At 72.1% G+C, this 25,294-nt stretch carries 21 protein-coding genes; 7 read left to right on the top strand and 14 right to left on the bottom strand.

The features are described from left to right. Positions 1–18: 18 nt before the first annotated feature. Positions 19–813 carry an MBL fold metallo-hydrolase gene (locus BMY07_RS30695; protein WP_092786310.1) on the bottom strand — a complete coding sequence of 265 codons (795 nt, stop codon included), beginning with the start codon at positions 811–813 and terminating at the stop codon, positions 19–21. Positions 814–1,078: 265 nt separating this feature from the next. Between BMY07_RS30695 and BMY07_RS30690 the strand changes: the two genes are divergently transcribed. Further along, entirely contained in the window at positions 1,079–2,005 is a 927-nt protein-coding gene (locus BMY07_RS30690) for a phosphotransferase family protein (protein WP_092786308.1), read from the top strand. Here the strand turns inward: BMY07_RS30690 and BMY07_RS36110 are convergent. Continuing rightward, positions 1,987–4,032 (bottom strand): serine/threonine-protein kinase, encoded by a 2,046-nt coding sequence (locus BMY07_RS36110; protein WP_218150844.1) that lies wholly within the window; start codon positions 4,030–4,032, stop codon positions 1,987–1,989. The two genes, BMY07_RS30690 and BMY07_RS36110, sit on opposite strands and share 19 nt — an antisense overlap. A 194-nt stretch (positions 4,033–4,226) precedes the next feature. Here BMY07_RS36110 and efeU point away from each other — a divergent pair, with 194 nt between their 5' ends. From efeU to BMY07_RS30665, 4 genes are all read left to right on the top strand, one after another. Further along, complete coding sequence (gene efeU, locus BMY07_RS30680; RefSeq protein WP_092786306.1) at positions 4,227–5,078, top strand: iron uptake transporter permease EfeU; 852 nt, start codon at positions 4,227–4,229, stop codon at positions 5,076–5,078. Next, a complete protein-coding gene (efeO, locus tag BMY07_RS30675; protein ID WP_425426375.1) occupies positions 5,075–6,211 on the top strand; it encodes an iron uptake system protein EfeO in 1,137 nt (378 codons plus the stop codon). The genes efeU and efeO overlap by 4 nt, the downstream gene beginning before the upstream one ends. After that, positions 6,208–7,488, top strand: a complete 1,281-nt coding sequence (gene efeB, locus BMY07_RS30670; RefSeq protein WP_245782753.1) for an iron uptake transporter deferrochelatase/peroxidase subunit — start codon at positions 6,208–6,210, stop codon at positions 7,486–7,488. Before efeO ends, efeB begins: the two co-directional genes overlap by 4 nt. 69 nt (positions 7,489–7,557) lie before the next feature. After that, positions 7,558–8,133 carry an NADPH-dependent FMN reductase gene (locus BMY07_RS30665; RefSeq protein WP_092786496.1) on the top strand — a complete coding sequence of 192 codons (576 nt, stop codon included), beginning with the start codon at positions 7,558–7,560 and terminating at the stop codon, positions 8,131–8,133. Positions 8,134–8,145: 12 nt separating this feature from the next. Here the strand turns inward: BMY07_RS30665 and BMY07_RS30660 are convergent, their stop codons facing one another. The 9 genes from BMY07_RS30660 to BMY07_RS30620 form a co-directional block, all read right to left on the bottom strand. Then, on the bottom strand, positions 8,146–8,991 hold the full coding sequence (locus BMY07_RS30660) for a spermidine synthase (RefSeq protein ID WP_092786494.1): 846 nt from the start codon (positions 8,989–8,991) through the stop codon (positions 8,146–8,148). Between the two features lie 44 nt (positions 8,992–9,035). Further along, entirely contained in the window at positions 9,036–11,852 is a 2,817-nt protein-coding gene (locus BMY07_RS30655; protein ID WP_092786304.1) for an NACHT domain-containing protein, read from the bottom strand. A 7-nt stretch (positions 11,853–11,859) separates the two neighbouring features. After that, positions 11,860–12,477: an FHA domain-containing protein gene (locus BMY07_RS30650; RefSeq protein WP_092786302.1), complete on the bottom strand. Its 618-nt coding sequence runs from the start codon at positions 12,475–12,477 to the stop codon at positions 11,860–11,862. Between the two features lie 5 nt (positions 12,478–12,482). After that, positions 12,483–13,757, bottom strand: a complete 1,275-nt coding sequence (locus BMY07_RS30645; RefSeq protein ID WP_092786300.1) for a vWA domain-containing protein — start codon at positions 13,755–13,757, stop codon at positions 12,483–12,485. Between the two features lie 335 nt (positions 13,758–14,092). Then, complete coding sequence (locus tag BMY07_RS30640) at positions 14,093–14,974, bottom strand: PP2C family protein-serine/threonine phosphatase (RefSeq protein WP_245782751.1); 882 nt, start codon at positions 14,972–14,974, stop codon at positions 14,093–14,095. Positions 14,975–14,979: 5 nt separating this feature from the next. Beyond that, positions 14,980–17,349 (bottom strand): serine/threonine-protein kinase, encoded by a 2,370-nt coding sequence (locus BMY07_RS30635; protein WP_092786298.1) that lies wholly within the window; start codon positions 17,347–17,349, stop codon positions 14,980–14,982. Continuing rightward, positions 17,346–18,464 carry a hypothetical protein gene (locus BMY07_RS30630; protein ID WP_143073725.1) on the bottom strand — a complete coding sequence of 373 codons (1,119 nt, stop codon included), beginning with the start codon at positions 18,462–18,464 and terminating at the stop codon, positions 17,346–17,348. The genes BMY07_RS30635 and BMY07_RS30630 overlap by 4 nt, the downstream gene beginning before the upstream one ends. Positions 18,465–18,469: 5 nt before the next feature. Continuing rightward, positions 18,470–19,483, bottom strand: coding sequence for a transporter substrate-binding domain-containing protein (locus BMY07_RS30625; protein WP_092786293.1), 1,014 nt, complete (start codon positions 19,481–19,483; stop codon positions 18,470–18,472). After that, positions 19,480–20,796: a hypothetical protein gene (locus BMY07_RS30620; RefSeq protein ID WP_143073724.1), complete on the bottom strand. Its 1,317-nt coding sequence runs from the start codon at positions 20,794–20,796 to the stop codon at positions 19,480–19,482. The genes BMY07_RS30625 and BMY07_RS30620 overlap by 4 nt, the downstream gene beginning before the upstream one ends. Before the next feature lie 141 nt (positions 20,797–20,937). Between BMY07_RS30620 and BMY07_RS30615 the strand changes: the two genes are divergently transcribed. Both BMY07_RS30615 and BMY07_RS30610 read left to right on the top strand, forming a co-directional pair. Further along, on the top strand, positions 20,938–21,405 hold the full coding sequence (locus BMY07_RS30615) for a YciI family protein (RefSeq protein ID WP_245782750.1): 468 nt from the start codon (positions 20,938–20,940) through the stop codon (positions 21,403–21,405). A gap of 2 nt (positions 21,406–21,407) precedes the next feature. Further along, the gene (locus BMY07_RS30610) at positions 21,408–22,577 is read left to right on the top strand and encodes an RNA polymerase sigma factor (RefSeq protein WP_092786287.1); all 1,170 of its coding nucleotides are present in this window, start codon (positions 21,408–21,410) and stop codon (positions 22,575–22,577) included. Positions 22,578–22,632: 55 nt separating this feature from the next. Here BMY07_RS30610 and BMY07_RS30605 read toward each other — a convergent pair whose 3' ends face one another. From BMY07_RS30605 to BMY07_RS30595, 3 genes are all read right to left on the bottom strand, one after another. Further along, entirely contained in the window at positions 22,633–23,058 is a 426-nt protein-coding gene (locus BMY07_RS30605) for a histone-like nucleoid-structuring protein Lsr2 (protein WP_092786285.1), read from the bottom strand. A 164-nt stretch (positions 23,059–23,222) separates the two neighbouring features. Beyond that, complete coding sequence (locus BMY07_RS30600; protein ID WP_092786283.1) at positions 23,223–24,245, bottom strand: methyltransferase domain-containing protein; 1,023 nt, start codon at positions 24,243–24,245, stop codon at positions 23,223–23,225. A 277-nt stretch (positions 24,246–24,522) separates the two neighbouring features. Then, positions 24,523–25,194, bottom strand: coding sequence for a thiaminase II/PqqC family protein (locus BMY07_RS30595; RefSeq protein WP_092786281.1), 672 nt, complete (start codon positions 25,192–25,194; stop codon positions 24,523–24,525). Positions 25,195–25,294 lie beyond the last annotated feature (100 nt).

Raw genomic sequence — 25,294 nt, 5'->3', positions numbered from 1 at the left:
GTCGCTTCGCGGTCCGGGTCAGGTTCGGGCGGCGAGGCTCTGGAGTTGACGGTCGTGGAGGGCGGGCAACCAGCCCTGGCCGAAGGCGGCCGAGGGGCTGATGCGGGGGTCGACGACGGGGGCCGGGTCGCGCAGGGCGGTCGCGTACGCGCGGTCCAGGTCGATCCGGGCCTGCACCTGGTCGCTGACGGAGCCGTGGCCGGGGATCACGGTGGCGGCCGCAGTGGATTCCAGTAGCCCCAGGGCGGTCAGGTAGTCGTCGACCGGGTCGGTGGGGCTGTTGGCGTCGAGCATCGGGATCAGGATGTCGGAGAGCATGTCGCCCGCGACGAGGACGTCGCCGACCACCAGCGCGGCGTGCCCGCAGGCGTGCGCCCGGTGCTCCACGATCCGGACCTCCGGGCCGTCCCAGGGGATCCGCGCGGCGTCGGCGGGCAGGGCGGTGATGTTCCCCAGCAGGTCCAACGGCACCTGCTCCACGATGTCCGCCGGGATCATCGTGGCCACGCGCGCCTTCGCGCCCGCGTCCGAGAGGCGTTCCCGGACAACGGCCGCGCACCGGGCCGTGCCGTACCGGGGCACGTCGCCGAACGCGGCGTGCCAGAGCAGGTGGTCCCAGTGCGGGTGCGTGGCGAAACCGGCCACAACGGACTGCCCCCACTCCCGCAGGTCCTCGGCGATGCAGTCCAACTCGGCCCCGAGCACCCCGGGATCGACGAGCAGCACACCCGCACGCCCTTGCACGACAACGGCATTGCTCTGCATGAACGCACTCCCGTGCACCCACACCCCATCCGCGACCCGCGTCAACACGGCCCCACCACCATCTCGATCGTCTGCTCGTCGGGAGACACCCGAACCCCTCACGGCTTGCGGCAGACGACTTGCGCCTGGGCGATCGCCTGCCGAAACGCTAGTACCGGCGGTTGTGGACCGCAAGCAGCACGGACAGAGCCACCGGCACTGTCGGTGCCCCTCGCTAGGCTGCGAATCGGGGACCGCTCTGTCCGATGTGATGCTCTCCCCCAGCGTGGAAATCGAGTAGCCGCAGCAGGTTCCGCGGTGGTGAGGTGCTGACATGGAAGGCAGCGGGGGCAATCGGGCGCCGTGGTCGGCGGTGCCCGCGTCGGTGCGCGACGTGATCGAGCGCGCGCTCGGTGACCGGGTGGTCTCGGCGGTCAACCAGCCGGGTGGCTTCTCCCCCGGTCTGGCCGCCCGCACCGTCCTCGCCTCCGGCCGCCGCGTGTTCATCAAGGCCGTCAGTCCCGCGCTGAGTCCGGGTGCTCCTGGCCTGTTCCGCCGGGAAGCCGTGATCGCCGCGCGACTCCCAGCCGGGCTGCCGACGCCACGGTTGCTGTGGACCGGGGAGGAAGGCGACTGGGTCGTGCTCGTCTTCGAGGACATCGAGGGCCACACCCCGCCGCTGCCCTGGGATCCGGACACGTGGTGGCGCGTGCAGTCCGAACTCGCCGACCTCGCCGACGCCCTCACGCCCAGCCCGATCGCGGTGGAGCCGCTGGCGGACCGGACCTTGCACGGTTGGCGTTCCCTCGCCGCCGATCCTCGTCCGCTGGATGACTGGTGCACCAGGAACCTGGACCGGCTGGCGGATCTGGAGTCCTGTTGGACCTCGGCGGGCGCGGGTGACACGCTCCTGCACAACGATCTCCGCGCGGACAACATGATCCTGACCGACACCGGTGTGGTGGTGGTCGACTGGCCCCACGCGGCTCTCGGGGCGCCGTGGGTCGACCTCGTCGCCATGGTCCCGAGTGTCGTGGCGCAGGGTGGTCCGTCACCGGAGGAGATCCTGGCCCGGTGCCGGTGGACGGTCGATGCGGAGGCGTTGACCTCGGTGGTGGCCGCGGTCGCCGGGTATTTCGTGCACGCGGCTCTGCAGCCGCCGCCGGTGGGGTTGCCTCGATTGCGGGAGTTCCAGCGGGCGAAGGCGGGGCCTGCGTTGGGGTGGTTGAGGCGGCGGTTGGGTCAGGGGGTGGGGTCGTAGGCCTTGCCCGCGTGGCGGTGCAGGGCGGTGCGGAGGTTCTGGATGTCCTGGGTCTGTCGGCGTTTGCCGTGGTGGTGGGACACCGGGTGGACGCGGAAGCCGCCTTCGCGGCGGGTGTGGCGTTTGCCCAGGGTGCGGTCGGGGGTGTGGGGCCAGACGACCAGCCAGGGTTTCGAGTCCTCGGTGACCACTCGGACGCGGGAGATCTCGGGCCAGGCGAGGACGCGGTCGCCGTCCTTGGCGGAGATGGCCAACCCGGCGGCGGTGACGACGACCGACCGCGGCCGCGTCACCAACACGCGCCACAGCGACCGCGCGGCCGAAAGCCCCAACAGCACCGCGATCACCCCCGCCGCAGCGGCCAAGCCGTCATACCCACCCCTGGACGCCTTCGCCGCGACCCCCAACGCCACAACACCCCCAACCCCCGCGAACACCATCCACACCAACGGCACACCCCGACCGGTCCGCAACCTCAACTGATCACCAGCCGACCCGGGCTCACCAGCCGCACGCCGGGACACGACCTGACCGGCAGGCGAGGCACCAGATCGACCACCCGGCGGACGCTCAAGAGGTGCCGCAGGCCGGGGCACAACGTCCCCGGCAGCCGCGTCACCAAGTCGACCACCCAGCAGGCGCTCGGCAACCGAACGCACACCACGAGCCGCAGGCCGGGACACGACACCACCGGCCGAAGCACCAGATCGACCACCAGACGAACCCTCAGCAACCGGGCGCACACCAGGGGTCTCAGGCCAGGGCACCACATCACCGGCAGGCGAAGCACCAGATCGACCATCCAGCAGACGCCCAGCAACCGGGCGCACTCCAGCAGCCCCAGGCTGGGGCACAACATCACCGGCGGCCGAAGCACCGGGTCGGCCATCCAGTGGACGCTCAACAGCCGCCCCAGGCCGGGGCACGACATCCCCGGCGGCCGAAGCACCAGGCCGGCGCTCAGCAGCCGGACGCGCACCGGAGGCCTCAAGCCCGGGCGCGACGTCACCGGCGGCCGAGGCGCCAAGTCGACCGTCCAGCGGTCGCTCAGCAGCAGCGGGCCGGGGCACGGCATCACCGGCCGAGACGCCAGATGCCCTCGGCGAGTGCGCCCTGCCCTCCGGCGGCTGCACCAGCGTGGGGGTCCGGGGCTTGGTGGGCTTCAGGAACTCCGTCTGGTGCCGCTCCACCAACGTCCGCACAGCAGGCGGCAGCCACTGCCCGGTGTGCCCATGCCCCACCTCCGCCAGCAAGTCCGCCGGAGTGGGACGAGCCGAGGGCCGGGAGTTCAAGCACCGCGACACCACCGGGCGCAACTCGCCGGGTACGCCGTCGAGGTCCGGTCCCGTGTGCACCGCCCGGTACAGCAGTGACGCGACCTCCCCGTTCCCGAACGGCCCCGTCCCCGTGGCCGCGTAAACCAGCACCGCCCCCAGCGCGAACACGTCCGAAGGTGGCCCTACCTCGCCCCCCGAGATCTGTTCCGGCGACAGATACCCCGGAGTACCGAACAAGACGCCCGTTGCCGTAAGAGCAGTGGCGCGGACTGCCTTGGCGATACCGAAGTCGATGACCCGCGGCCCGTCCTCGGCTAAGAGCACGTTCGACGGCTTGAGGTCGCGGTGCACCAACCCGGCGTCGTGGATTGCTGCCAGTGCCTCGGCCAGGCCGGCGAGCAGTGAGCGCAGCGCGGGCTCGGGCAGTGGTCCACCGGTGCGGACGGCCTCCGCCAGCGTCGGACCCGGGACGTACTCGGTGGCCAGCCACGGGCGGTCGGCGTCCGGGTCGGCGCCGACCACGGCGGCGGTCCAGAAGCCGCCGACGGCGCGGGCCATCTCGATCTCCTGGCGGAAGCGGAGCCGGAAGTCCGGGTCCTCCGCCAGCTCGCCGCGCGCGACCTTCACCGCCACCAACCGGCCGCCCGGTGACCGCGCCAGGTAGACCGTCCCCATCGCGCCCCGACCCAGCCTGCCCAGCAGCGCGTAGTCACCGAGCCGTCGCGGATCGTGGACCAGCAGTTCCCGCACCAGGACCCCTTCCCTGTTCCTCCCCGGAAGGCTACCGATTCGTTATCCGACCGGCGGGCTTCTACATCCGTGTCTACCAGGAGGATTGCGACATTTCCCCTGGTTGGCGGCCCGGTGTCGCGCTCGTCGCACTGGACAGGCCAAGCAAGCCTTACCTAGGTTTCCTCAGGTAAGGCTTGCCGAACCCCCAGGAGGTGACCGTGGAGTACGTGTTCGCCAGCGCGCTGGTCGGGCTGCGCGAGGGCCTCGAGGCGACGCTCGTGGTCAGCGTCCTGCTGGCGTACCTGGTCAAGTCCGACCGCCGCGAGTCGATCCGGTGGGTGTGGCTCGGCGTCGGGGTCGCGGTCGCGCTCTCGGTCGGGGTCGGCGCGCTGATCACCTTCACCAGCAGCAGCCTGGACTTCGAGGCGCAGGAGACCTTCGGCGGCGTGATGTCGCTGATCGCCGTCGCGTTCGTCACCGCCATGGTGTTCTGGATGCGCGGCGCGGCCCGCAAGATCAGCGGTGAGCTGCGCGGGAAGCTCTCGGACGCGCTCGCGATCGGCCCGCTGGCCATCGTGGTGCTCGCGTTCCTCTCGGTCGGCCGCGAGGGCCTGGAGACCGCCGTATTCTTCTACGCCTCGGCGCAGAGCGCGGGGTCCAACAGCGGGCCGCTGGTCGGCTTCCTGATCGGCATCGCGGTCGCCGTCGCGATCGGCTGGGCGCTGTACCGGGGCGCGCTGCGGATCAACCTCAGCCGGTTCTTCACCTGGACCGGCATCCTGCTGGTCTTCGTCGCCGCGGGCGTGCTCGGCTACGGGCTGCACGACCTGCAGGAGGCCGGGGTGCTGCCCGGCCTGAACACCCTCGCGTTCGACCTGTCCGGCCCGATGCCCGAGGACTCCTGGTACGGGGCGCTGCTCAAGGGGATCTTCAACTACTCGGCCCGCACCAGCGTGCTGCAGGCCGTCGCCTGGGTGGCCTACGTGGCCGTCACCCTCACCGCCTTCCTCTGGCCCGCGCGCAAGGTCGCGGACCCCGTCCCCCCGCAAGGAGCTACCCCGTGAGAATCAAGGACATCGGCGCCTGCCTGACCGGCCTCGCCGTCCTGCTGCCCCTGGCCGCCTGCTCGGACGACGCGGGCGCGGCGGCGGCACCGGGTGGTCCGATCGCGGTGGAGGCCAAGGACGACGGGTGCGGCGTGGCGCGGGGCGAGTCGGACGCGGGCACCATCACCTTCGAGGTCACCAACAAGGGCACCCGGGTCACCGAGTTCTACCTCTACGGCGAGGGCGACCGGATCATGGGCGAGGTCGAGAACATCACCCCGGGGCTGACCAGGCGGCTGATCGTCGAGGTGCCCGACGGCGGCAAGTACCAGACCTCGTGCAGGCCGGGCATGACCGGCGACGGCATCCGCGCCGACTTCACCGTCAAGGGCTCGGCGACCAGGCAGGTGGACACCAACACCAAGCTGGCCGAGGCGACGAAGAACTACCAGAACTACGTCAACGCCCAGGTCGAGCCGCTGGTGGCCAAGACGGGCGAGTTCGTCGCCGCGATCAAGGCCGCCGACGTGGCCAAGGCCAAGGCGCTGTTCCCGATCGCGCGCACCTACTGGGAGCGCATCGAGCCGGTGGCGGAGAGCTTCGGCGACCTCGACCCGCGCATCGACGCCCGCGAGGCCGACCTGGAGCCGGGCCAGGAGTTCACCGGGTTCCACCGGCTGGAGAAGGACCTGTGGGTCAGCGGCCCGCAGTCCGACACCGTGGCCGTCGCCGAGAAGCTGGTCGCCGACGTCAACGAGATCGCGACCAAGGCCAAGGCGGTCGAGCTGACCCCGCTGCAGCTGGCCAACGGCGCCAAGGAGCTGCTCGACGAGGTCGCCACCGGCAAGATCACCGGTGAGGAGGACATCTTCTCGCACACCGACCTGTGGGACTTCCAGGCCAACGTGGAGGGTTCGGCCGCGGCGATCAGCGCGCTGCGCCCGGTCATCGCCGAGCGCGACCCGGAGCTGGCCAAGACGCTGGAGCAGCGGTTCGACGTGGTCACCAAGGCGCTGGCCAAGCACCGCAAGGGTGATGACTTCGACCTCTACACCGCCCTGAGCGAGGCCGACATCAAGGAGTTCGCGGAGGCGGTCGACGCGCTGGGCGAGCCGATCAGCAAGGTCGCCCAGGTGGTGGCGCAGAAGTGAGCGACGCACCACTGGAGAACCCCACCCCGGCCGCGCGCCGGGGCGGGGTGTCCCGGCGCGGGCTGTTCGGCCTGGCGGGCGCCGGTGTCGCCGTCGCGGGTCTCGGGGCGGCCGCGGGGGTGCTGGCCTCGGGCGAGCAGACCCCCACGCCCGCGGTCGACACGTCCGCGCCGGTGCCGTTCCGCGGTCCGCACCAGGCCGGGATCGTCACCCCGGCGCAGGACCGGATGCACTTCGTCGCCTTCGACGTGACCACCCGCGACCGCGCCGAGCTGGTGCGGCTGCTGCGGGACTGGACCGCGGCCGCCGAGCGGATGACCGCCGGCCGGGAGGCGGCCGAGGGCGGCGCGGTGGGCGGACCGAAGGACGCGCCACCGGCGGACACCGGGGAGGCGCTCGACCTGCCCGCCTCGGCGTTGACGCTGACCATCGGGTTCGGGCCGTCGCTGTTCGACGACCGGTTCGGGCTGGCCGAGCGGCGCCCCGAGGCGCTCATCGACCTGCCGCGCTTCCCCCGCGACGACCTCGACCCGCGCCGCGGCGGCGGTGACATCTGCGTGCAGGCGTGCAGCAACGACCCGCAGGTCGCGGTGCACGCGATCCGCAACCTGGCCAGGATCGGGTTCGGCAAGGTGTCGGTGCGCTGGTCGCAACTGGGGTTCGGCCGCACCTCGGCCACCTCGACCAGCCAGGTGACACCGCGCAACCTGTTCGGGTTCAAGGACGGCACGAACAACCTCAAGGCGGAGGACCCGGCGGCACTGGCCCAGCACGTGTGGGTGACCGAGGGTCCGGAGTGGATGGTCGGCGGCACCTACCTGGTGGCGCGGCGGATCCGGATGCACATCGAGATCTGGGACCGCACGTCGCTGGCCGAGCAGGAGGACATCGTCGGCCGGGCCAAGGGCTCCGGCGCGCCGCTGGGCCAGCGCGACGAGTTCGACCAGGTCGACCCGCACGTGCGCGGCGCGGGCGGGATGCCGCTGGTCGCCGACGACTCGCACATCCGGCTGGCCTCGGAGAACCTGGCCGGGGCGCGGATCCTGCGCCGCGGCTACAACTTCACCGACGGCTCGGACGGGTTCGGGCACCTGGACGCTGGCCTGTTCTTCGTGTGCTTCAACCGCGACAGCCGCACCCAGTTCGTCCCGATGCAGCGGGCGCTGTCCACCCACGACCGGATGATGGAGTACCTGGAGCACACCGGGTCCGGCCACTTCGCCTGCCCGCCCGGCCTGGTGGACGGCGGTTTCTGGGGTGAGCGGCTGTTCTCCTGACTCGCCCCCGGTCCCGGCCCGTCGTACGGTGGAGGTCGAGCCCAAGTGGACGGTGAAGGGACTTCGACCGTGACCAGGATCGGCATCATCCTCGGCAGCACCCGGCCCAACCGCAACGGCGAGCAGGTGGCCGAGTGGGTGCACGGCATCGCAGCCAAGCGCTCCGACGCGGACTACGAACTGGTGGACCTGCGCGACTTCCCCCTGCCCCACCTCGACGAACCCGTGCCCCCGTCGATGGGCCAGTACCAGAACGACCACACCAGGGCGTGGGCCGCGAAGATCGCCTCGTTCGACGGCTTCGTGATCATCACCCCGGAGTACAACCACAGCACGTCCGGGGTGCTGAAGAACGCCATCGACTACCTGTACGCGGAGTGGAACAACAAGGCCGTGGGGTTCGTGTCGTACGGCTCGGTCGGCGGGGCGCGCGCCGTGGAGCACCTGCGGCTGATCGCCGGTGAGCTGCAGATGGCCGACGTGCGCCAGCAGGTGGCGTTGTCGCTGATGACGGAGTTCGAGAACTTCAGCGTGTTCAAGCCCGGGGACTACAACGTGCCCGCGCTGACGACCCTGTTCGACCAGGTGGTCGCGTGGAGCACCGCGCTGGCACCGTTGCGGGACCGCGCCCACGCCTCGGTCTGACCGGCGAAGGGGCTAACTGGCGAACGGGTCCTTCGGCGGGGTCGGTGGGGTCACGGGTTCGCCATCGGTGAGCAGCCGGGCCGGGCCGACCAGGGCGCGGAGTTCGGCGGCGGTGAGGCAGCGGGCCGGGAACGCGGCGTTCGCGGCCCTGGCGGCGACGCGGTCGGTGGGCAGGTCGACGGCGGAGGCGGCCAGCACGATGTTGCCGAAGCGCCTGCCGCGCAGCACCGAGGGCTCGGCGAGCAGCAGCACGTTGCCGAACACCGCCGAGAGGGTCGCCACGACCCGGCCCGCGAACGGCAACCCCGGGCCATCGGACAGGTTCGCCAGGTAGACGCCGTCCGCGCGCAGCACCCGGGACAGCTCCCTGGTCGCCTCGACGCTGAACAACCCGGCCGACACCATCCCCCGCTCGAACGCGTCCACCACCACGACGTCACTCGACCGGTCCTGCCGCAGCGCCAACTCGGCCCGCCCGTCTCCCACGTGGACGGTCAACCCCGGGATGCCGTCGATCCCGAACTGGTCGCGCACCAACGCCACCATGCCCGCATCGGCGTCGACCACGGTCTGCCGCGACCCCTCCCGGGCCACCGACAGGTACCTGGCCACGGTGCACGCCCCACCCCCGAGGTGCAGCGCGTCCACCGCCTGGCCCGGACTCCCCCAGCAGTCCAGCACGTCCACGATCCGCCGCACGTAGTCGAACTCCAGGTGCGTCGGGTCGTCCACGTCGACGTAGGACTGCGCCACCCCGTCGACGCTGAGCAACCACCCGTTGGCCCGATCCAGATCCCGCACCACCTCGGCGGTCCCGAACCGCACCGGGAAGCGCCCCTGCCTAGGACCAGTCACCAGCACAGCACACCACGCGCCCCAGCCAGACGGCCATGGAGGGGCGGCTAGTAGCTGAACCGCGTCCGAAGCACCGACGCACCCGGTTCCCACTGTTCCAGGTCATAGGCGCCGGTCAGGTCCTCGGAAAGTCGATCACCGCGTTCCGCTGCCTTCATAGCCAGGTACTGGCGGTGGTCGGCAGTGAGGAGCGGCAACCGATCCTTGACATTGGGGGACAGCCACTCCAACCACGCCAGGTAGGCGATCGTGAACTCGACATCCCAATCGCTGTAGCGCGTGCGGAAGACGTGCACCGCCAGTTCGGCGATGGGCCGCCACCGCTCAGGGGCCAACAACGGCGGCGGGGGTGCCAGGAACGTGAGTGGCTGCCCGGGCTCGACGGCTGCGGCCACAAGCCAGACGTGGGTCGCGACCAGCCAATCCTCGTCGTTCCCCAGCCAGAAGAGCGTGCTCCCGTACAGGGCGTAGCCACCCCGCAACCGCGTCTCCAGGCGTGGATCGTCGAGCAACCGCGCGAGCGCAAGATCGAGCCGCGGCAGGCCGGCGGACCCGAACCGCACCACCCCGTTGTCGACCACGAGACTGGTGCTGACCGCGCGCACGCCTTCGGTGTCCAGCCCGGCGTCCCACAGCCGTACCAGTGATCGCCACTGCGACAGCGGTTCGTCCGGCCACAATGCCTCGGCGTCGAGCGCGCCATCGGGGCAGGTGACGCGGAGCAGGACGAGGTTGGCGCTGTAGGCGGCGGTCTGGCGGACGGTGTGTTGCGGTACTGGGCGGTAGTTGTCGTAGTGGCTGGGTCCGCGCTGCTCGTGGTAGGCGGCGAGGAGGAGTTCGAGGGTTTTGGCGACGGTTGTCTGTTCGTCGGCGGGGAGTTGGGCGAGTTTGGCGGTGGCGAAGTCGAGGACCGGGCGCTGGATGGAGAGCGGCTGGTGGGACAGCAGGGCGAACAGCAGGTCGTCGTCGGGGCGGTGTTGGGTGCGTCTGCCGAAGGCGCTGTCGGCTACGTCGCGCAGGGTTTCGATGATGCGTTCCGCAACGAGGTACTCGCCGAAGGTGGCGTGGAGGAACTCGTAGGCGCGGACCTCGACGCCGTCGTTGGCCTGGGGGGCGTGGACGAAGAAGAACTCCGCGAGCAGGCGTTTGCCGACCTGGACGGTCTCGCCGAGGGCGGTCAGGTCGGTGGTCAGGTCGACCTCGGTGATCGACTGCGCGCCCCGGTTGAGCATGCCGAGCGCGGCGACGGACAACCTGTGCAGCGACTCCCGTACCCACGCCGCCACATCGCCCGCGCCGCGCTTCTCCGCCTCGCGACGGGCGAACAGGTCGAACATCCGCTCGTAGAGGTCGGTCAGCGTCATGTCCTCGGTCGGCTCGGCGGCCGACCAGTCCGCGTAGTAGACCGCCAGCATCATCAACAGCAGCGGCTGCTCGGCCAACTCCGCGACGTTCTCCGTGAGCCGGGTGGGCAAGGGGCGGATACCGGTGTGCTGGTTGACCCGGTTCCACACAGCGGTCCACGCCAGGACCTGGTTCTGGTCGAAGTTCGCCAGCTTCACCACCGGCACCCCGTTCGGGACCTTCACCCGGTCGGCGACCAGGGTCCTGGAGGTGACGACGACGGCGACCGGGTTGCCCATGGCGGCCTCGCGCCGCTGGAAGGTCTGCACCTCGACCAGGTAGGCCGTGCGGTCGTGGGTGGTGGCCTGCAACAGTTCGTCGAGGCCGTCGAGCAGGACCACGCGGATGGTGTCGCCGGTCTGCCGCACCAGGTCCGGCCAGGTGACGCGGTGGTGGGTTAGTGTGTCGAGCGCGGTCTGGATCTGCGTGTCGACGTGGGCGTTGGCGTCGACGTGGCGCAGCGGGACGCGCACGACCGTGTAGTTCGCGGCGGGCAGGCCGGCCGCCAGGACCTTCGTCAGCAGGGACTTGCCCGCGCCAGGATGACCGAGCAGCAGCAGCGGGCGCTCGGTCGCCGCAGGGGTGCTGAAGTGAACCGCGAACAGGTGGTCGAGGTCCGTGCGGGTGTCGTGGTTCGCCCACCAGGTGTCATCGGAGAGCGCGCACCTCTCGTCGTTCTCCACGACCGAGAACCGAGGCGTCACGAACACCTCGCGCACCGTGGGGAACCTCGGCGCGGCCCCCTCGGCCACCGGTACGTCGAGTTCGGCGTTGTTCCCGTTGACCAGTGTCGAGCGCAGTTCCCCGGGCGCCGTCAGGGCACCGTGCGACAACAGGGCGTGCAGGCGGTCCAGTGTGGAGCCGATCGACGCCTGCTCGGCCATGTCCGCCCAGATCCGGAACTCCGGGACCGCCACCGCCATCCGCAGGAACTGGTCGTGGTAGATCTCCGCCACCGCTTCCGCCATGTTGGCCGGGCTCTCGGACTTGCGCTCCACGAAGAACACCCAGGTCCTGATGTGGCTGAGTAGCACCCGGAACGGTGTCGTCGCGGAGGGCGCCGGTATGTCGCCGGTGTAGAGCTCGGTCAACCAGTCCTGGCCCGTCTTGCGCCCGAAGGCGAGTTCCACCTTCTCGCGGTCGGTGAACCCACGGTCGCCCAGCGCCTCGAAGTAGGAACTGATCACCAGGATCGTGTGGGCGGCCACCAGAAGGTCCTGCCGGTGCGGACCGTTGGTGCCGTGGAGCTTGTCCGCGGTCCAGTCCAGACCCTTGCGCAGGTGGGTGAGGGCCTCGGTCTTCTGGTCGACCAGCCCCCACAGGCCCTCGATCGGCGGGATCCCCACCGAGGTCAGGATCAGCCCGCCGAGCAGGGTGTCGAGGGCCTTGAGCCAGGGCCGGTCGTGCACGCCGAGGACGGCCAGGGCGCCGCGGAAGGTGATGGGTGGGTTGCGTCGCAAGGGAGACCTAGTCGGTGTGGAGGGTGAGGACGGTCCAGGCGCCCAGGTAGACGCGGTCGCCCGCGGACAGCGGGACGGGGTGGTCCGGGGGGATGGGGGTGTGGATGTCGTTGACGAAGGTGTGGTTGGTGGAGTGCAGGTCGACCACCGCCCAGCCGCCCTCGTGCGGGACGAGCATGGCGTGGGAACGGCCGATGGCGCGGTCCTCCGGCGGGCCGGTGAGGTCGATGTCGGGCCGGATGCCCCTGGTCGGGTCGGCGCGGCCGACGACGAGGGCGGCGCCGGTCAGCGGGAAGCGGCGGGGCGGGATGAAGCGCGGGAACTCGATGCGCAGGTCCGTGCTGCCGGACTTGGTCTCGTCGTAGTACGCGCGGTCGGCGGCGACGGTGATCGACCACGTGGCGGCGGCGGTCGGGGCGACCGGCTGCTGGTCGTCGGCCAGGTGGGAGTCGTGGCCGCAGACCTCGCAGAAGCGGCCGGTCTGGCCGGGGTGGCCGTTGCGGCAGTCCCACACCGGCAGCGGGTCCGGCTCCGGCGCGGGCACCGGGCGGGCGCCGATGGGGCGGCCGCACACGTCGCACTCGGCGGGGTCGGTGGAGTCGTGGCCCTGGGGGCAGGTGGGCATCGGCGTCACTCCTCTGGCCGGACGCGGGTGGTGCGCTTGGACTCGATGTCGGCCATCTCCCGCAGCACCTGGTCCATCCGGTCGCGCACCCGCAGGGTGCCTGCGCCGTCGTCCTCGATGAGCTTGCCGAGGTGGTCGACGGTCTCGGCGTTGCCCGCCTGCTTGGCCAGGTCGATGGCCCGGCCGAGGCGGTCGGTGGCGCGCGGCAGGTCACCGGCCTGGTGCGCGGCCAGGCCGTCGTGCACCAGTTCGGCGATGCGCTGCTGGCCGGTGAAGTGGGCGACCTGCGGGCTGATCCTGGTGGACAGCACCGGGTCGTCGGTCCAGAATGCGCGGACCCGGTGCTCGGGGGACTCGTGGTCGCCGACCGACATCCGGACCCTGGCGACCACCATCGCCTCCCCCACCTCGCCCTCGCCGAGTTCGACGGACACGTGGAAGTCGCGGGTCTCGGCCGACCAGTGCCCGGTGGGGAACTCCAGGACCCGGGGGGTGATGGCGGTGCCGCGGTCGGTGAGGTCGACGATGCGGGGGAACACCTGCTTGAGGAACCGCAGCTTGGCGCGGGCGGGCATCCACAGCCGCAGGCTGACGTCGACCGCGGCGGTGCCCATCAGCTTCTCGGTGATCTCCCGGAAGTCCTGGACCAGGGTGGTCGGGTCGGGCAGGCCGCGCACCGAGCCGTGCAGGGTGTCGGCGACGCGCTCGAGGGTCCGGGCCTGCCACCCGGCGTCACCGACCCCGCGGGCGTCGCAGGTGAACGCGCCCTCGCAGGCCAGGACAGTGTCGTGGAACTGCTCGGTGCTCTCGTGCTCGTTGCGGCCGTCGGTGAGCAGCACCGCGTGCCGGATGGGGGCGGTGGTGCCCTCGAACAGCTGCCGGGCCATGGTCAGCCAGGTGCCGATGGCGGTGCCGCCGCCCGCCACGAGCCGCCCGACCGCCTGGCGGGCCTTCTTGCGGGTGGCCGCGGACGCCTCGGCCAGGGTCGGGGTGCTCGGGTAGACCATCGTGGCGACCTCGGTGCCCGCGACGATGGCGAACCGCACCCCGTCCGGCAGCGCCGCGATGACGGCGTTGACCGCCAGCTTGGCCTGGGCGATCTTGTTGCCCGACATGGACCCGGAGGTGTCGAGCAGCACGACCCTGGCCAGACCCCGGTCGACACCCGGGGCACCGAGGGTGTCGCCGGTGAGGGTGACCGAGATGACGGCGTCCATGAGCCGCCCGCCCGCGGGCAGGTATTCGTTCTGGTCAACGTGGACCGCGAAGGAGAACGTCACACCGAACCTCCACCAGCAGCGACAACCACAACAGCGACAACCGCGGCAGGCCCGCCACACCCACCCGCGAGCAGGGCTCTGCCGGACGGGTCAACGTGAACCGCGAAAGAGAACGTCACACCGAACCTCCACCAACAACCGCAACAGCGACAACCGCGGCAGGCCCGCCACACCCACCCGCGAGCAGGGCTCTGCCGGACGGGTCAACGTGAACCGCGAAAGAGAACGTCACACCGAACCTCCACCAGCAGCGACAACCACAGCGACAGCAGCGAGCAGGACTCCGCCGAACTGGACTCCGCCGGGCCGGTCGCCGCGGACCGCGAAAGCGCGGGTCATGCGGGGCCTCCCGCGGTGATGGCGGCGACGGTGACGTTGTCGTGCCCGCCCGCGGCGAGGGCGCGGCCGAGCAGGGTGCGGGCGACCGCGAGCGGCGCGCCGAGGTGGTCGGCGGGGGCGACGACCTCGGCGTCGAGGTAGCGGGACAGGCCGTCGCTGCACAGCACGACGAGCCCGGCGCCCGGCGGGCTGAAGCGGCGGACCTTCGGGGTGACCGGACCGGCGTCGGCGCCGAGCCAGCGCTCCAGGGCCTGCGCGCCGGGCTCGGCCATCCGCGGGTCGTCGAGGGCGACGCCCTGGGCGAGCAGGCGCCCCGCGGCGGAGTCGTCGATGGTGAGCCGGTGGGTGCCATCGGCGCCCGCCCAGTAGGCGGGGCTGTCGCCGACCCAGCCCACCGTGACGCCGTCGCCGGTGACGAGGGCGGAGACGTAGGTGCAGCAGGGCGGGTTGCTGTCGCCGGGGTCGCCGAGGGCGGCGGCGGCTCTCGCGGCCGCGGCGGTGGCGGCCGTGGTCGCGGCGGCGGGTTCGTCGCCCCTGGCCACGGCGGCGAGCAGTTCCCGCAGTCCCGCCTCCGACGCGGCGGTCGCGGCGGCCGCCGATCCGGGCGCGGAGGCGACGCCGTCGCAGACAACGGCGGCGGCGACGTCACCGAGCACGCCGATGGCGACGGCGTCCTCGTTGCGCTCGCGGCGCCTGCCCCGATCGGTGACGGCGGCGACCCGGTCGAGGTCCATGCTCGGGGCCGCCGCGGAGAACACCGCGCTGGGGGTGGCCTCGATCCGGGTGGACCGGTCGCGGCCGCAGTCCTCGCAGAACCGCCAGGCCGGTTCGAGCGCGGCGCCGCAGTGGGCGCACGTGGTGCTCTCGATGTCACTCACCCGCCTCACACCAGCGTCTTCGGGCGGACCTCGTTGGCCCGGTCGACCAGCCGGGAGCGCAGGTCCCGGTCGGTGGTGAGCTTGGCCAGCGCCCGGTAGGAGCCCTCCAGCCGCCCCCGCAGGCGGGTCTCCGCGTCGACCTGCTCGTCGGTGGCCTGCGGGGCGTGGCCCGCCAGGGCGAGCAGCGCGGCGCCGTGGACCTCGATGTCGAGGCGCGCGAGGCGTTCGGCGTCGAGGCCGAGGCCGTCGAGCCGGTCGACCGCGGCGGGGACGGTGCCGGGGTCGGCGAGGGCGGCGCGGATCGCGGCGACCCGGGCGGCCACGTGGTGGGTGGAGCTGTCGGGGACCTCGTCGAGCACCTCGACGGCGTTGTCGTAGTCCTTGAACTCGGCGTAGGCGCGGGCGAGTCCGAACGCGGCGCTGACGTAAGAGCGGTCGGTGTCCCACACGCGCTCGTACAGGTCCAACGCGCGATCGGTGTCGCCTTGCCATTCCAGTGCCGCCGCGAGCGCGAGTTTCGGCGCCAACTCGCCGGGGAGCGCGCCGTAGACGGCCTCGAAGTGGGTGACGGCCGCGGCGGGGTCCTCGGTGGCGAACGCGGCGACGCCGAGGTACCAGTCGGTGCGCCAGTCCCCCGGCAGCGCGGTGGTGAACTCGTCGAGCACGGTCCGCGCGCTGTCGACGCTGCCCGCGACGATGTGCGCGTCGACCAGCCGCAGCAGCAGTTCCGGGGTGCGCTCGGCCGCGCCGAGCAGGGTCTCGATCAGCCGGTCCGGGGTGATGGCGCCCAGGGTGGCGAGGAACCCCGCGGCCGGGTCGGCTGGGTCGACCAACGGGCTCGGCAGGCTTACCGGGACCTCGGTCCACGCCACCGGGGGGACCTCGTCGGCGGACACGATCCCCGCGCCGGTGCCGAACACCTTGCGCTCGCGGGTGAACCGGGTCGACACCGTCCCGCACGGCTCTTCTTGTTCGTACGCCCAGACTTCGGCGAGCACGCCCAGTACCTGTTCGCGCATGTCGTCCGCGGAAGTGAACCGGTGGGCGGGATCGGGGTGCGCTGCCCGGCGCAAGAGCCGACCGAAGGACTCGTACGGGCCTTCGAAGGGCAGGTCGTCGGGCAGGTCGTGGACGTACTTCCCGCTGAACTCGGCGAAAGGGAAGCTCAACACCGCCAGGGTGCGACCAAGGGTGTAGAGGTCGGCGTGCACGGTAGGTCTGTCGCTGCCGTTCTCCACCTCGGGTGCCATGAACCCCACGGTGCCGTAGGCGTCGTTGTCGCTATCGGCTCGGATGACGGCACCGAGGTCGATGAGCTTGACGTCCTGATCGACCTGCATGGCGTTGTGCGGCTTGAGGTCGCAGTAGACGAGACCTCGGCGGTGGAGGTAACCGAGCGCGGCGAGGATCTGGTCGGCGTAGCGCAAGACGATGAACACCGGCAGCGGGGCGCGTTCGCCGTCCTCGCCGCGGCTGCGTTGCAGCATCTCGAACAGGGAGCGCCCCGGCAGGTACTCCATGACGATGTAGCCCGCGACCACGCCGGTGCGCTGGTCGGTGTGGTAGACGAAGTCGTTGATCTTCACCACGTTCGGGTGGTCGACCGCGACCAGGAACTGCTTCTCGCGCGCGGCGGCGTCGACCGCGGCCTGGTCGTGCGAGTTGATCAGTCCTTTGAGGACGACCCAGCGGTCGGCGGTGCCGTCGGCCAGGTGCAGGTCGCGGGCGAGGTAGATCCACCCGAGGCCGCCGTAGGCGAGGCAGCCGAGCACCTCGTAGCGGTCGACGACGCTGCCCTTGGCCAGGTTCGGCACGTAGGAGAACGGCGTGCGGTCGCGCGGGCAGAACCCCTCGTCCAGGCCGGGACCGTCGCCGCGCGGCTGGCCGACGAGCTGGTCGCAGGCCGGGCACACCCGCCTGCCGTAGGGGACCCTCGGGTCGGGCAGCACCGCGTCGGCCGGGTCGGGCATGGGGAACCACGGCAGCCGCACGGCGTCGAACCGGCTGCCACCCGGCCGCGCGGGCGGGCGCCCGGTGCTCGCGGTGCCGCGGCCGCTCTCGCCCCGGCCAACGCTCCCCCGGCCGGTGTCCTCGCCGCGCGCCGCCGCCCGCGCCCGCTTCCCCGACGACGACCGCCCGGAGTACGGCCGCTTCCCGGACGCCCCCTTCCCGGACAACCCCTTGCCGGACGAACCCTTGCCGGACGGCGTCTTCCCGGACAGGGCCTTGCCCGATGGCGGTGTGCCGGGAGACTTCGCAGGCGGTGGTGTCACCTTCGCGCTGGCGGGCGCGAGGAAGCCGCACTCGTCGCAGGACCCGTCCTCCAGGTAGGTCCCGCCGCACCCCGGCCGGACACACGGGGTTCGTGCCGTCATGCGCGCCTCCGGATCACGGCGTTCTGGTAGGTCGTCACCGCGACGGTGGCCTCGGCGAGGTCGCAGGGCGCGGTCCACAGCAGCCGGTGGGCGTCGCGGTGCGCGGCCGCCAGCTCCGGGTCCTCGGCCAGCCCGACCCGGACCGCCATCGCCAGGTACACCGCGAGCCGACCGCGCAGCTCCTCGCGGCGCGCCAGCAGGCCCTCGGCCCGGGAGAAGGCGACCGACAGCGCGTCGGAGGCGGCCTCGACCAGCGCGATCGCGGTGTCGATGCCCTCGGCGACGGTCGACCAGCTGCCCGCGGCAGCGGCGTCCGCGAGCTCCCGCACCGCCGTGGCCGGTCGGTCGAACACGTCGGCGACCACCAGCCGGTCGGCCGAGGTGATCTTGGCGCGGACCTCGGCGAGCCGGTCGGTGGTCTTGGCGTGCTCGCCCGCCAGCTCACCGAGCAGGGTCTCGGTCTCGGCGAGCCGGGCGCGCAGCGACCGGACCCGGTCGACCGGGTTCAGCGAGATCACCGCCGACCCGACCCCACCGTCGTGCACACGCCCTGTGCCCAACGCTGCCGCGAGAGCGGACAGGGTAAGAACCGGCCCCTCTCCCGCCACACCGTCGCGCAACGCTGCCAACAGAGCCGGTGTGTGGTCCGGTACGCAGAGGACGAACACGCCGTCGATGTCGAGACTGTCGCCGATCACGTGCCCGGGAACGCAATCGAGAAGGATCACGCGCAGAGAAGCCTGACTGCGCCGCACAATCCGACGCATCTCGCCCAGCGGCAGCGCTGTCGTGGCGAGGTAACGGCCATCGGTTCCGACGGTCGCTAGATGCAGCGCACCACCCTCTTCGGCCAACACGCGGCCCGCGCAGTAGACCAGCAACAGGTCTTCGGCTTCTGACGCTGCCTGGTCGAGCACACGGACCACGTCAGCGGCGGAGTTCGGATCGGCCAAGACTGCGCAATGTGTGAGGCCGACACCGTCAGGCGAGGTCAGGACCGCGCGCAGGTTGTCCAACGAGGCTGTCGCGGACGGCAGCGGTGCCAGCGTCGTGTAGCCGCCGACGCCGATCAGGACGGCCCGGGACCGGTTCGGGTCCGGCAGGTGTTCGGTCACCGGGCTCACCCTCCCTCGTAGTAGGCGGGCGGCATGACCATCGGGCGGTCGCCGAACCACTTGCGGTACAGGTCCTGCATCGGCTTGCCGCGCATCCGCTCCAGCACCGCGTTGACCAGCCTGGTCAGCTCGGGGTCGCGGTTGGAGACGGCCACCGCCGCGGTGTCCTTGATCTCGACCGGGAACGGGTAGATCTCGGTGTTGGGGTCCTGGTCGTGGAAGCCCTCCAGGATCACGTCGTCGGTGGACACCGCGTCGACCTGGTGGCGCTGCAGCTGCACCAGGCAGTCGGTGGTGTCGACGACCGGCACCGCGACGCCGCCGTGCTCGGTGACCCTGGCCAGGTTGACCGTGCCCGCGCCGGAGCAGACGGACTTGCCGGTGATGCCCTGGCGCGGGTCCCACTGGCCCGCCACGGCCCGGTAGGTGAGCAGCGCCTGCCTGGTCTCCAGGTAGGGCACGGAGAACCGCAGGCCGAAGGTGTCGACCCGCTCGCAGGTCACGCTCGCGTCGGCGATGATCAGGTCCACCTTGGCGACGTTGCCCGCGGGCGGGAACCGGCCGTTCTGGTCGGTCTCCAGCGCCAGGAACCGGTCCCTGGTCGGCATCGCCACGTACTGGATCTGGCCGGGCAACCGGGCCGGGTCGCGGTCGGGGAAGATCGCCTTGGCGATCTCCAGGGCGAGGTCGGCCTCCAGTCCGGCCACCGCCCCGGTGCGCAGGTCGCGGGAGCTGAGCTTGGCCGCGGTCTGGCTGACGCCGACCCGCAGCTGCCGCCCGCGGATCCGGTCGATCACCCCGCCGCGCGGCAGCCGGACCAGTTCCGTGCCGTCGGGGCGCAGCGAGTCCGTGGTGCCCTGGCAGCCGGTGGACCGCGGCCGCGCGGCCACGGAGGTCACGGCGGGCGGTTGCGGCTGCGGCGCGCTCGGCCTCGGCACCGCGCCGCGCGACGCGGGGGTGCACGCGGTCGTGGCGGCCAGCACCAGGAAGGCGGCGGCGAGCCGGGTGGTCGTCCTCATCGGTACTCCGCGATCCGGGGCCACAGCCCGGCCAGCGCCGCGGCGCCCGCGGCGGCCATCAGCACGGCCACCCCCACGTCGGTGCCCGCCAGCGCCGCCCTGGCGTCCACGATGGACTGGTCGACCTCGCGGCCTGCCGTGGCGATCACCCCGTCCAGCTCGTCCTTGAGCTCCTCGTCGGCGGTGATGGCGGCGGCCACGTCGGCGTACTGCGGGCGGGTCGCGGAGAAGTCCCGCTTGATCTCGCCGCGCCACTGCTCGACCTCGACCACGGCGCCGTCGAGCGCGTGCAGGCCCGCGACGTCGAGCGGGGTGATCTCCAGCGCCGCGGCGTCGGTCGGGGTGGACCGCACGGCGGCGAGCTTGTCCTGCAACCGGTCGGTCCGCGCGGTCAGGTCGTCCAGGTCGCCGATCAGCGGGAAGATCAGCGCGCGGGCCTGGGCGCCGTCGAGGTTGCGGGCCTCGGCGCGGATCTCGGTCAGCGGGACCAGCCTGGTCGCCGAGAGCCGGGCGCTGGCGGCGGCGTTGGTCGCGGCGACCAGCGAGGCGGCGGTGAGCCAGCCGAACGCGACGAGGGTGAGCGCGGTGGCCACCAGCATCCCGATGTTGAACCGCCTGCGGGTGCGGCGGGCCAGGTAGCGCTGGATGCCCACGAGGAGCAGCACGACGGCCAGGCCGACCGCGACGGCGAACCAGGGGAACGAGTCCACGCCCTCCGGGGGGTTCGCGTCCCGCAGGTCCTTGGCCAGATCAAGCATGGTTTCCCTGACCAGCAGGGACGCCTCGTTGAGATAAGAGGTACCGACAGGGTCCACTCGGCTGCTGTAGACCCAACCTGCCTCGACCAGGCCTGTGTAGACGGGCAACAAGCTGGACAGGACAGCCAACCGCTCGGATGTGGTGAGCGTGCCCGTCGACAGGTAGGCCCGCCTCGCCTGGCTGGTCAGCTCGTTGATCCTGGCCGTTGGTGTCACCTCGGGCACGGCCTTGGTGGCGTAATCGAGCGCGGCGGCCGCGGCCACGACGTCATCACGGAACGCCCGCTGCTGCGCGGCGACCTTCTCGCCGCTGACAAGCACCACCGAGAACGAGGTGGCGTCAGCGTCGGCCAGCGCCCGGTAGGCCTCCCCCGCGGCCGCGTTCACCGCGCCGCGGCGGTCGGCCAGGTCGGCGAGCAGGTCAGCGCGCTGCCCGATGCTCAACGCCCCCACCAGCCCCGCCACCGCGGCGGCGACCAGCACCGCGGCCACGGCCAGCGTCAGCTTCCCCTCGGTCCGCCGGAAGTGCGCGGCGACGGCCGCACGCAATGCCACGCAGCCAGCCCCCCTCCGTCGCCCCCGGTGCTACCTCGCGTAATCGCTCGCGCACGGCAACCGCGTTATCGCAGCACAACCGGGGCCACCCGATCGGACGCTTGGCGCTCGGATGACGGGTTCCCGCTATCTTCGGTCGGGGTGTCCTGGCGACCGAGGCGGCTACGACGTCCCGGGCGACGGCGCGCGGCAGGCGCGGCCGGTGACCTCGAGGAGATCGACGTGAAGTACATGCTGCTGGCCCACACCAACCACGAGGCCTGGGCGGCCGCCACCCGCGAGTGGACCGCCACCGGGCAGATGCCCGCCGAGGTGGCCGCCGCCTGCGCGTTCTTCGCCGAGCTCGGCCAGGAACTGGTGGCCTCCGGCGAGTTCGTCAGCGCCGAGGGCCTGGCCGACCCGGCGCACACCCGCACCGTGCGGCCCTCGGCCGGGGCGCCGGTCGCCACCGACGGGCCGTTCGCCGAGGCCAAGGACGTGCTGGTCAGCTACAGCATCGTCGACTGCGCCACCCCGCAGCGGGCCGCCGAGATCGCCGCGCGGGTGGTCGCGGCGACCGGTGACACCGTCGAGGTGCGGCCGCTGATGAGCCCCATGGGCGAGCTGTAGCGGTGCGCGCGGACCTCGCGCGGGCGCTGGTGCCGCAGGTGCTCGGCGCCGTGGTGCGCCGGTACGGGCACTTCGACGCCGCCGAGGACGCGGTGCAGGAGGCCCTCATCGCCGCGCACAGGCAGTGGCCGGTGGAGGGCACCCCGGTGGACCCGAAGGCGTGGCTGGTCCGGGTGGCGGCGCGCAGGCTGGTCGACGGCCTGCGCGCCGAGCGGGCCCGCAGGCGCCGCGAGGAGGTCGTGGCCACCCGGTCGGTGCGCGACGAGGACGGCGGCGTGGTCGTGCCCGACTCCGACGACACGCTGGCGCTGCTGTTCCTGTGCTGCCACCCGGCGCTGACCCAGGACGCGCAGGTGCCGTTGACGCTGCGCGCGGTGGCGGGCCTGACCACCGCGGAGATCGCCCGCGCGTACCTGGTGCCGGAGGCCACGATGGCCAAGCGGATCACCCGGGCCAAGCGCCGGGTCCTGGACTCCGGGACGGGGTTCGCCGAGCCCGGCTCGCTCGCGGCGGTGCTGCAGGTGCTGTACCTGGTGTTCACCGAGGGGCACACCGGCCGCGCCGACCTGGCCGCGGAGGCGATCCGGCTCACCGAGCACGTGCACCGGCTGCGCCCGGACGACGCGGAGGTGGCGGGACTGCTCGCGCTGATGCTGCTCACCGACGCCAGAGCCGCGACTCGAATGACGCCGGAAGGTGCCCTAGTACCGCTGGCGGAACAGAACCGCGCGCGCTGGGACCGAGCGAGAATCACGCGGGGAACGGAATTGGTCGAGTTCGCGCTGACCCGCGGTAAAGAGTTCGGCCCTTATGCCGTGCAAGCGGCTATCGCGGCCGTGCACGCCGAGGCGCCGAGTGCCGAGGACACCGATTGGACGCAGATCCTCGCGCTTTACCAACTGCTGGAGCGGGTGACGGACAACCCGGTCGTGACGCTCAACCGGGCGGTGGCCACTGCGATGGTGCACGGGCCGCGGGCAGGCCTGACCGTCGCCGACAGCGTCGCCGATCGCCTGAGCACCAACCACCGGCTCGCGGCGGTACGCGCGCACCTGTGGGAACTGGCGGGTGAACCCACCGCCGCCCGTGAGCACTACCTGGCCGCAGCACGGCAGACGACCAGCACCCCGGAACGGGAACACCTGCTCAGCAGGGCGGCCCGGTCGGCGTGAGCCGACCGGGCCGCCCTGCTGGTCCGAACTGGTGAGAACCGGTGCGAGCGCCTGCTCAGCCGGAGAACGCGGCCTTGCGGGCCTTGGCGCGGCTCCTGGTCGTCTTGGCGGGCGCGACGACCTCGGGCTCCGGCTCGGCGTGCGCGGCCTCGTAGGCCTCGACCACCGCGGACGGGATGCGACCCCGCTCGGAGATGTCGTGGCCGTTGCGGCGTGCCCAGTCCCGCAGCGCCTTGGTCTCCTCCTTGCTGCGGCCCTCGCCCGCGGGCTTGCCCGGGGCGGCGGCGCGCTTGACGCGACCACCGGTGCGCCGCGCCGCGGCCACGTAGTCGGCCAACTCGCCGCGCAGGCGCTCGGCGTTGGCCTCGGACAGGTCGATCTCGTAGTTCACGCCGTCCAGGCTGAACTCGACCGAGCGGATGTCGTCACTGCTCGATCCGTCGAGGTCGTCGTAGAGCTGGACAATGGTCTTCTGAGCCATGCGGGCACCTCATCGCGCAAACTGGTTCGCTGGGGGTTGCTGTGGAAGTTAGCAGCCCGAAGCACCGCGCGCGGAGCGACCCGCCCGCCGCCGTCCACACCGGGCACTCCGAAGTAGACAGGAGCGGCCCGGATGTGGACGTCGGGGACGAGTCGGGTACCGGCTCAGCGCGGCGGCGCGGTCCGCCGACCGGTGACCCCGACCGGCCACCAGTAGCGCCGCACCGGCTCGAACCCGCTGTGGGTGAACCAGGACTCGACCTGCTCGGCGGTGTAGGTGTCGCGGTAGCGCGGGGAGAGCACGTCGAACCAGGTGAGCGCGAGCTCGTCGTAGCGCCTGCGGCGGGTGAGGATGCGGGCGTGGGTGCTGCGCTGGACCACGGACCGCACCACCGGCAGGGCCGCGATCGTGTTGAGCACCCGGACCGCGATCAGGGTCGGTAGCGACAACGCGCGGCAGATCCGGTAGATCGTGCGGTGCGACCAGTTGTGCAGGCCGAGCGGGCGCAGCAGGTCGCGAACCAGCACGAGCGGGCTCACCTTGCGCTGGTAGACCCAGACGAACAACTCCCCGCCCTGGCGCACGAGCCGGGTCAGGCCGGTGAAGGCGATCTCGGTCGCGCCGGTGTGGTGGATGACACCGTTGCACCACAACCGGTCGACGGCGTGCTCGCGCACCGGCAGCGCGAACACGCTGCCCTGGACCACGTGCAGGTTCGGCAGGTCCGCCGCCGCCTTCGCGACCTCGGTGATGGCCGGGTTCACGTCGACGGCGAGGAAGGTCGCGCCGGGGTGGCGGCGGGCCAGCTCCACGGTCAGCTTGCCGCTGCCGCAGCCGATGTCGGCCACCACCAGCCCGTCGAGCGGGTCGGGTCCTGCGCCCGGCTTGATGTCGAACACCTCGTGGAACTGGGCGACGTCCTCGTCGATGGTGCGGCCGAACACGGTGTCGGACTCGAAGCCGCCGTCGTGGAAGGTCTGCCACTCGAAGCCGAAGCTGGCCGCGACGTGGCTGTCGCGCTCGCGGGCGGAGACCAACCGGGGCACGCCGTCGGCCACCGGGTAGTCCAGGCCGCAGTCGACGCAGAGCAGCTCACCGCTGGCCACCTCGTCGGCGGCCTCGCCGGTGAACCGCAGCTTGCCCGAGCAGGACGGGCAGACCAGGAAGTCGAGCACACTGACACGCACGGAAATCGTTCCCCCTTCGGCACGGACGACCCGAACGACGGACGCCTGGCATCCGTATCGCGTACGTACCGACGGCGTGTCACCGCGCGGCGGGGCACCACCCGATGGAACCACTGGGCCCCCGACCGTCACGGACCGATCGGGCGCGCCGCTTGGGACGAATGTCGCCGTGGCGGCGGGAAACGGACGGATCCGCGTCAGCGCACCGGGGAGACGTGCCGACGGCGAACGGCCCCGCCGTCGAGCGGGGCCGTTCGCCGTTGGCGGTGCCGCGCCCCTAGGCCGGGGCGTCCCCGGTGATGTCGGCGAGGGTGTTCCAGAACATCAGCTCGTAGCCCTGCAACAAGCGCCCGTAGCCGATCGAGCGCTCCGGGGTCCAGCCGCCGTCGAGGGCCTGCTGGATGGCCACCGCGTAGAGCTCCTCCAACTCCGGCACGGGCGTGGCGAAGAAGTCGAAGAACCCGGTGCCGGTCTCGTCGAAGCCGTAGTGCTCGCGCAGTCCCGCCGAGATCGTGGCGCAGTATCCGCCCCACGCGGCGAAGTTGGCCAGGATCGCCAGCAGCGCGTCCCTCGGGTTGCCGTTGAGCGCGAGCCACGCCAGGTACGACGGGTACGCCTGGCAGCCGGGGGTCGGCCGGTAGGCGCGGATCGCGTCGTCGTCGAGCCCACACGCGGCGGCGAAGTCACCGAGCTTGGCCAGCGCCAGGCCCTCCCCCGAGGCCAGCGTGCTCAGCACCTCGCGGGCGGCCGGGTCGACGGCCTGCGCGGCGAGGGTGAGGAAGGTGCGCCAGTCGCTCTGGATGATCCGGTGCTGCTCGGCGGCCAGCGCGGCGAGCGCGGCCAGTGGCGCGGCGCCCGCCGCCACGGCGGGGACGAACCGGTTGTCGTGCTCCCCGGGCAGCAGCTCGCGCTGCACCCGCTCCAGTAGTTCCTTGCCGGTCTCCGGCATCGCGGACCTCCCCGTGCGTCGCTCCCCGACCCGCCCCACCCTAGATCATCTCCGCTCGGCCGGTCGGCGGGAGCCGACCCGCGCTCGCGTTCCACAGCGG

The sequence above is a fragment of the Actinokineospora terrae genome, assembly GCF_900111175.1.
In the GTDB taxonomy this organism is placed as follows: Bacteria; Actinomycetota; Actinomycetes; order Mycobacteriales; family Pseudonocardiaceae; genus Actinokineospora; species Actinokineospora terrae.
The sequence above is the reverse complement of the archived record's forward strand: the minus strand, read 5'-3'. Positions and strand labels throughout refer to the sequence as shown.

What these genes read in the sequence shown, in the direction of transcription:
- BMY07_RS30690 (WP_092786308.1), top strand. Translation starts at nt 1,079, where the DNA reads ATGGAAGGCAGCGGGGGCAATCGGGCGCCGTGGTCGGCGGTGCCCGCG.
- BMY07_RS30650 (WP_092786302.1), bottom strand. Translation starts at nt 12,477, where the DNA reads ATGCCCACCTGCCCCCAGGGCCACGACTCCACCGACCCCGCCGAGTGC.
- BMY07_RS30635 (WP_092786298.1), bottom strand. Translation starts at nt 17,349, where the DNA reads ATGACGGCACGAACCCCGTGTGTCCGGCCGGGGTGCGGCGGGACCTAC.
- BMY07_RS30625 (WP_092786293.1), bottom strand. Translation starts at nt 19,483, where the DNA reads ATGAGGACGACCACCCGGCTCGCCGCCGCCTTCCTGGTGCTGGCCGCC.
- BMY07_RS30605 (WP_092786285.1), bottom strand. Translation starts at nt 23,058, where the DNA reads ATGGCTCAGAAGACCATTGTCCAGCTCTACGACGACCTCGACGGATCG.
- BMY07_RS30595 (WP_092786281.1), bottom strand. Translation starts at nt 25,194, where the DNA reads ATGCCGGAGACCGGCAAGGAACTACTGGAGCGGGTGCAGCGCGAGCTG.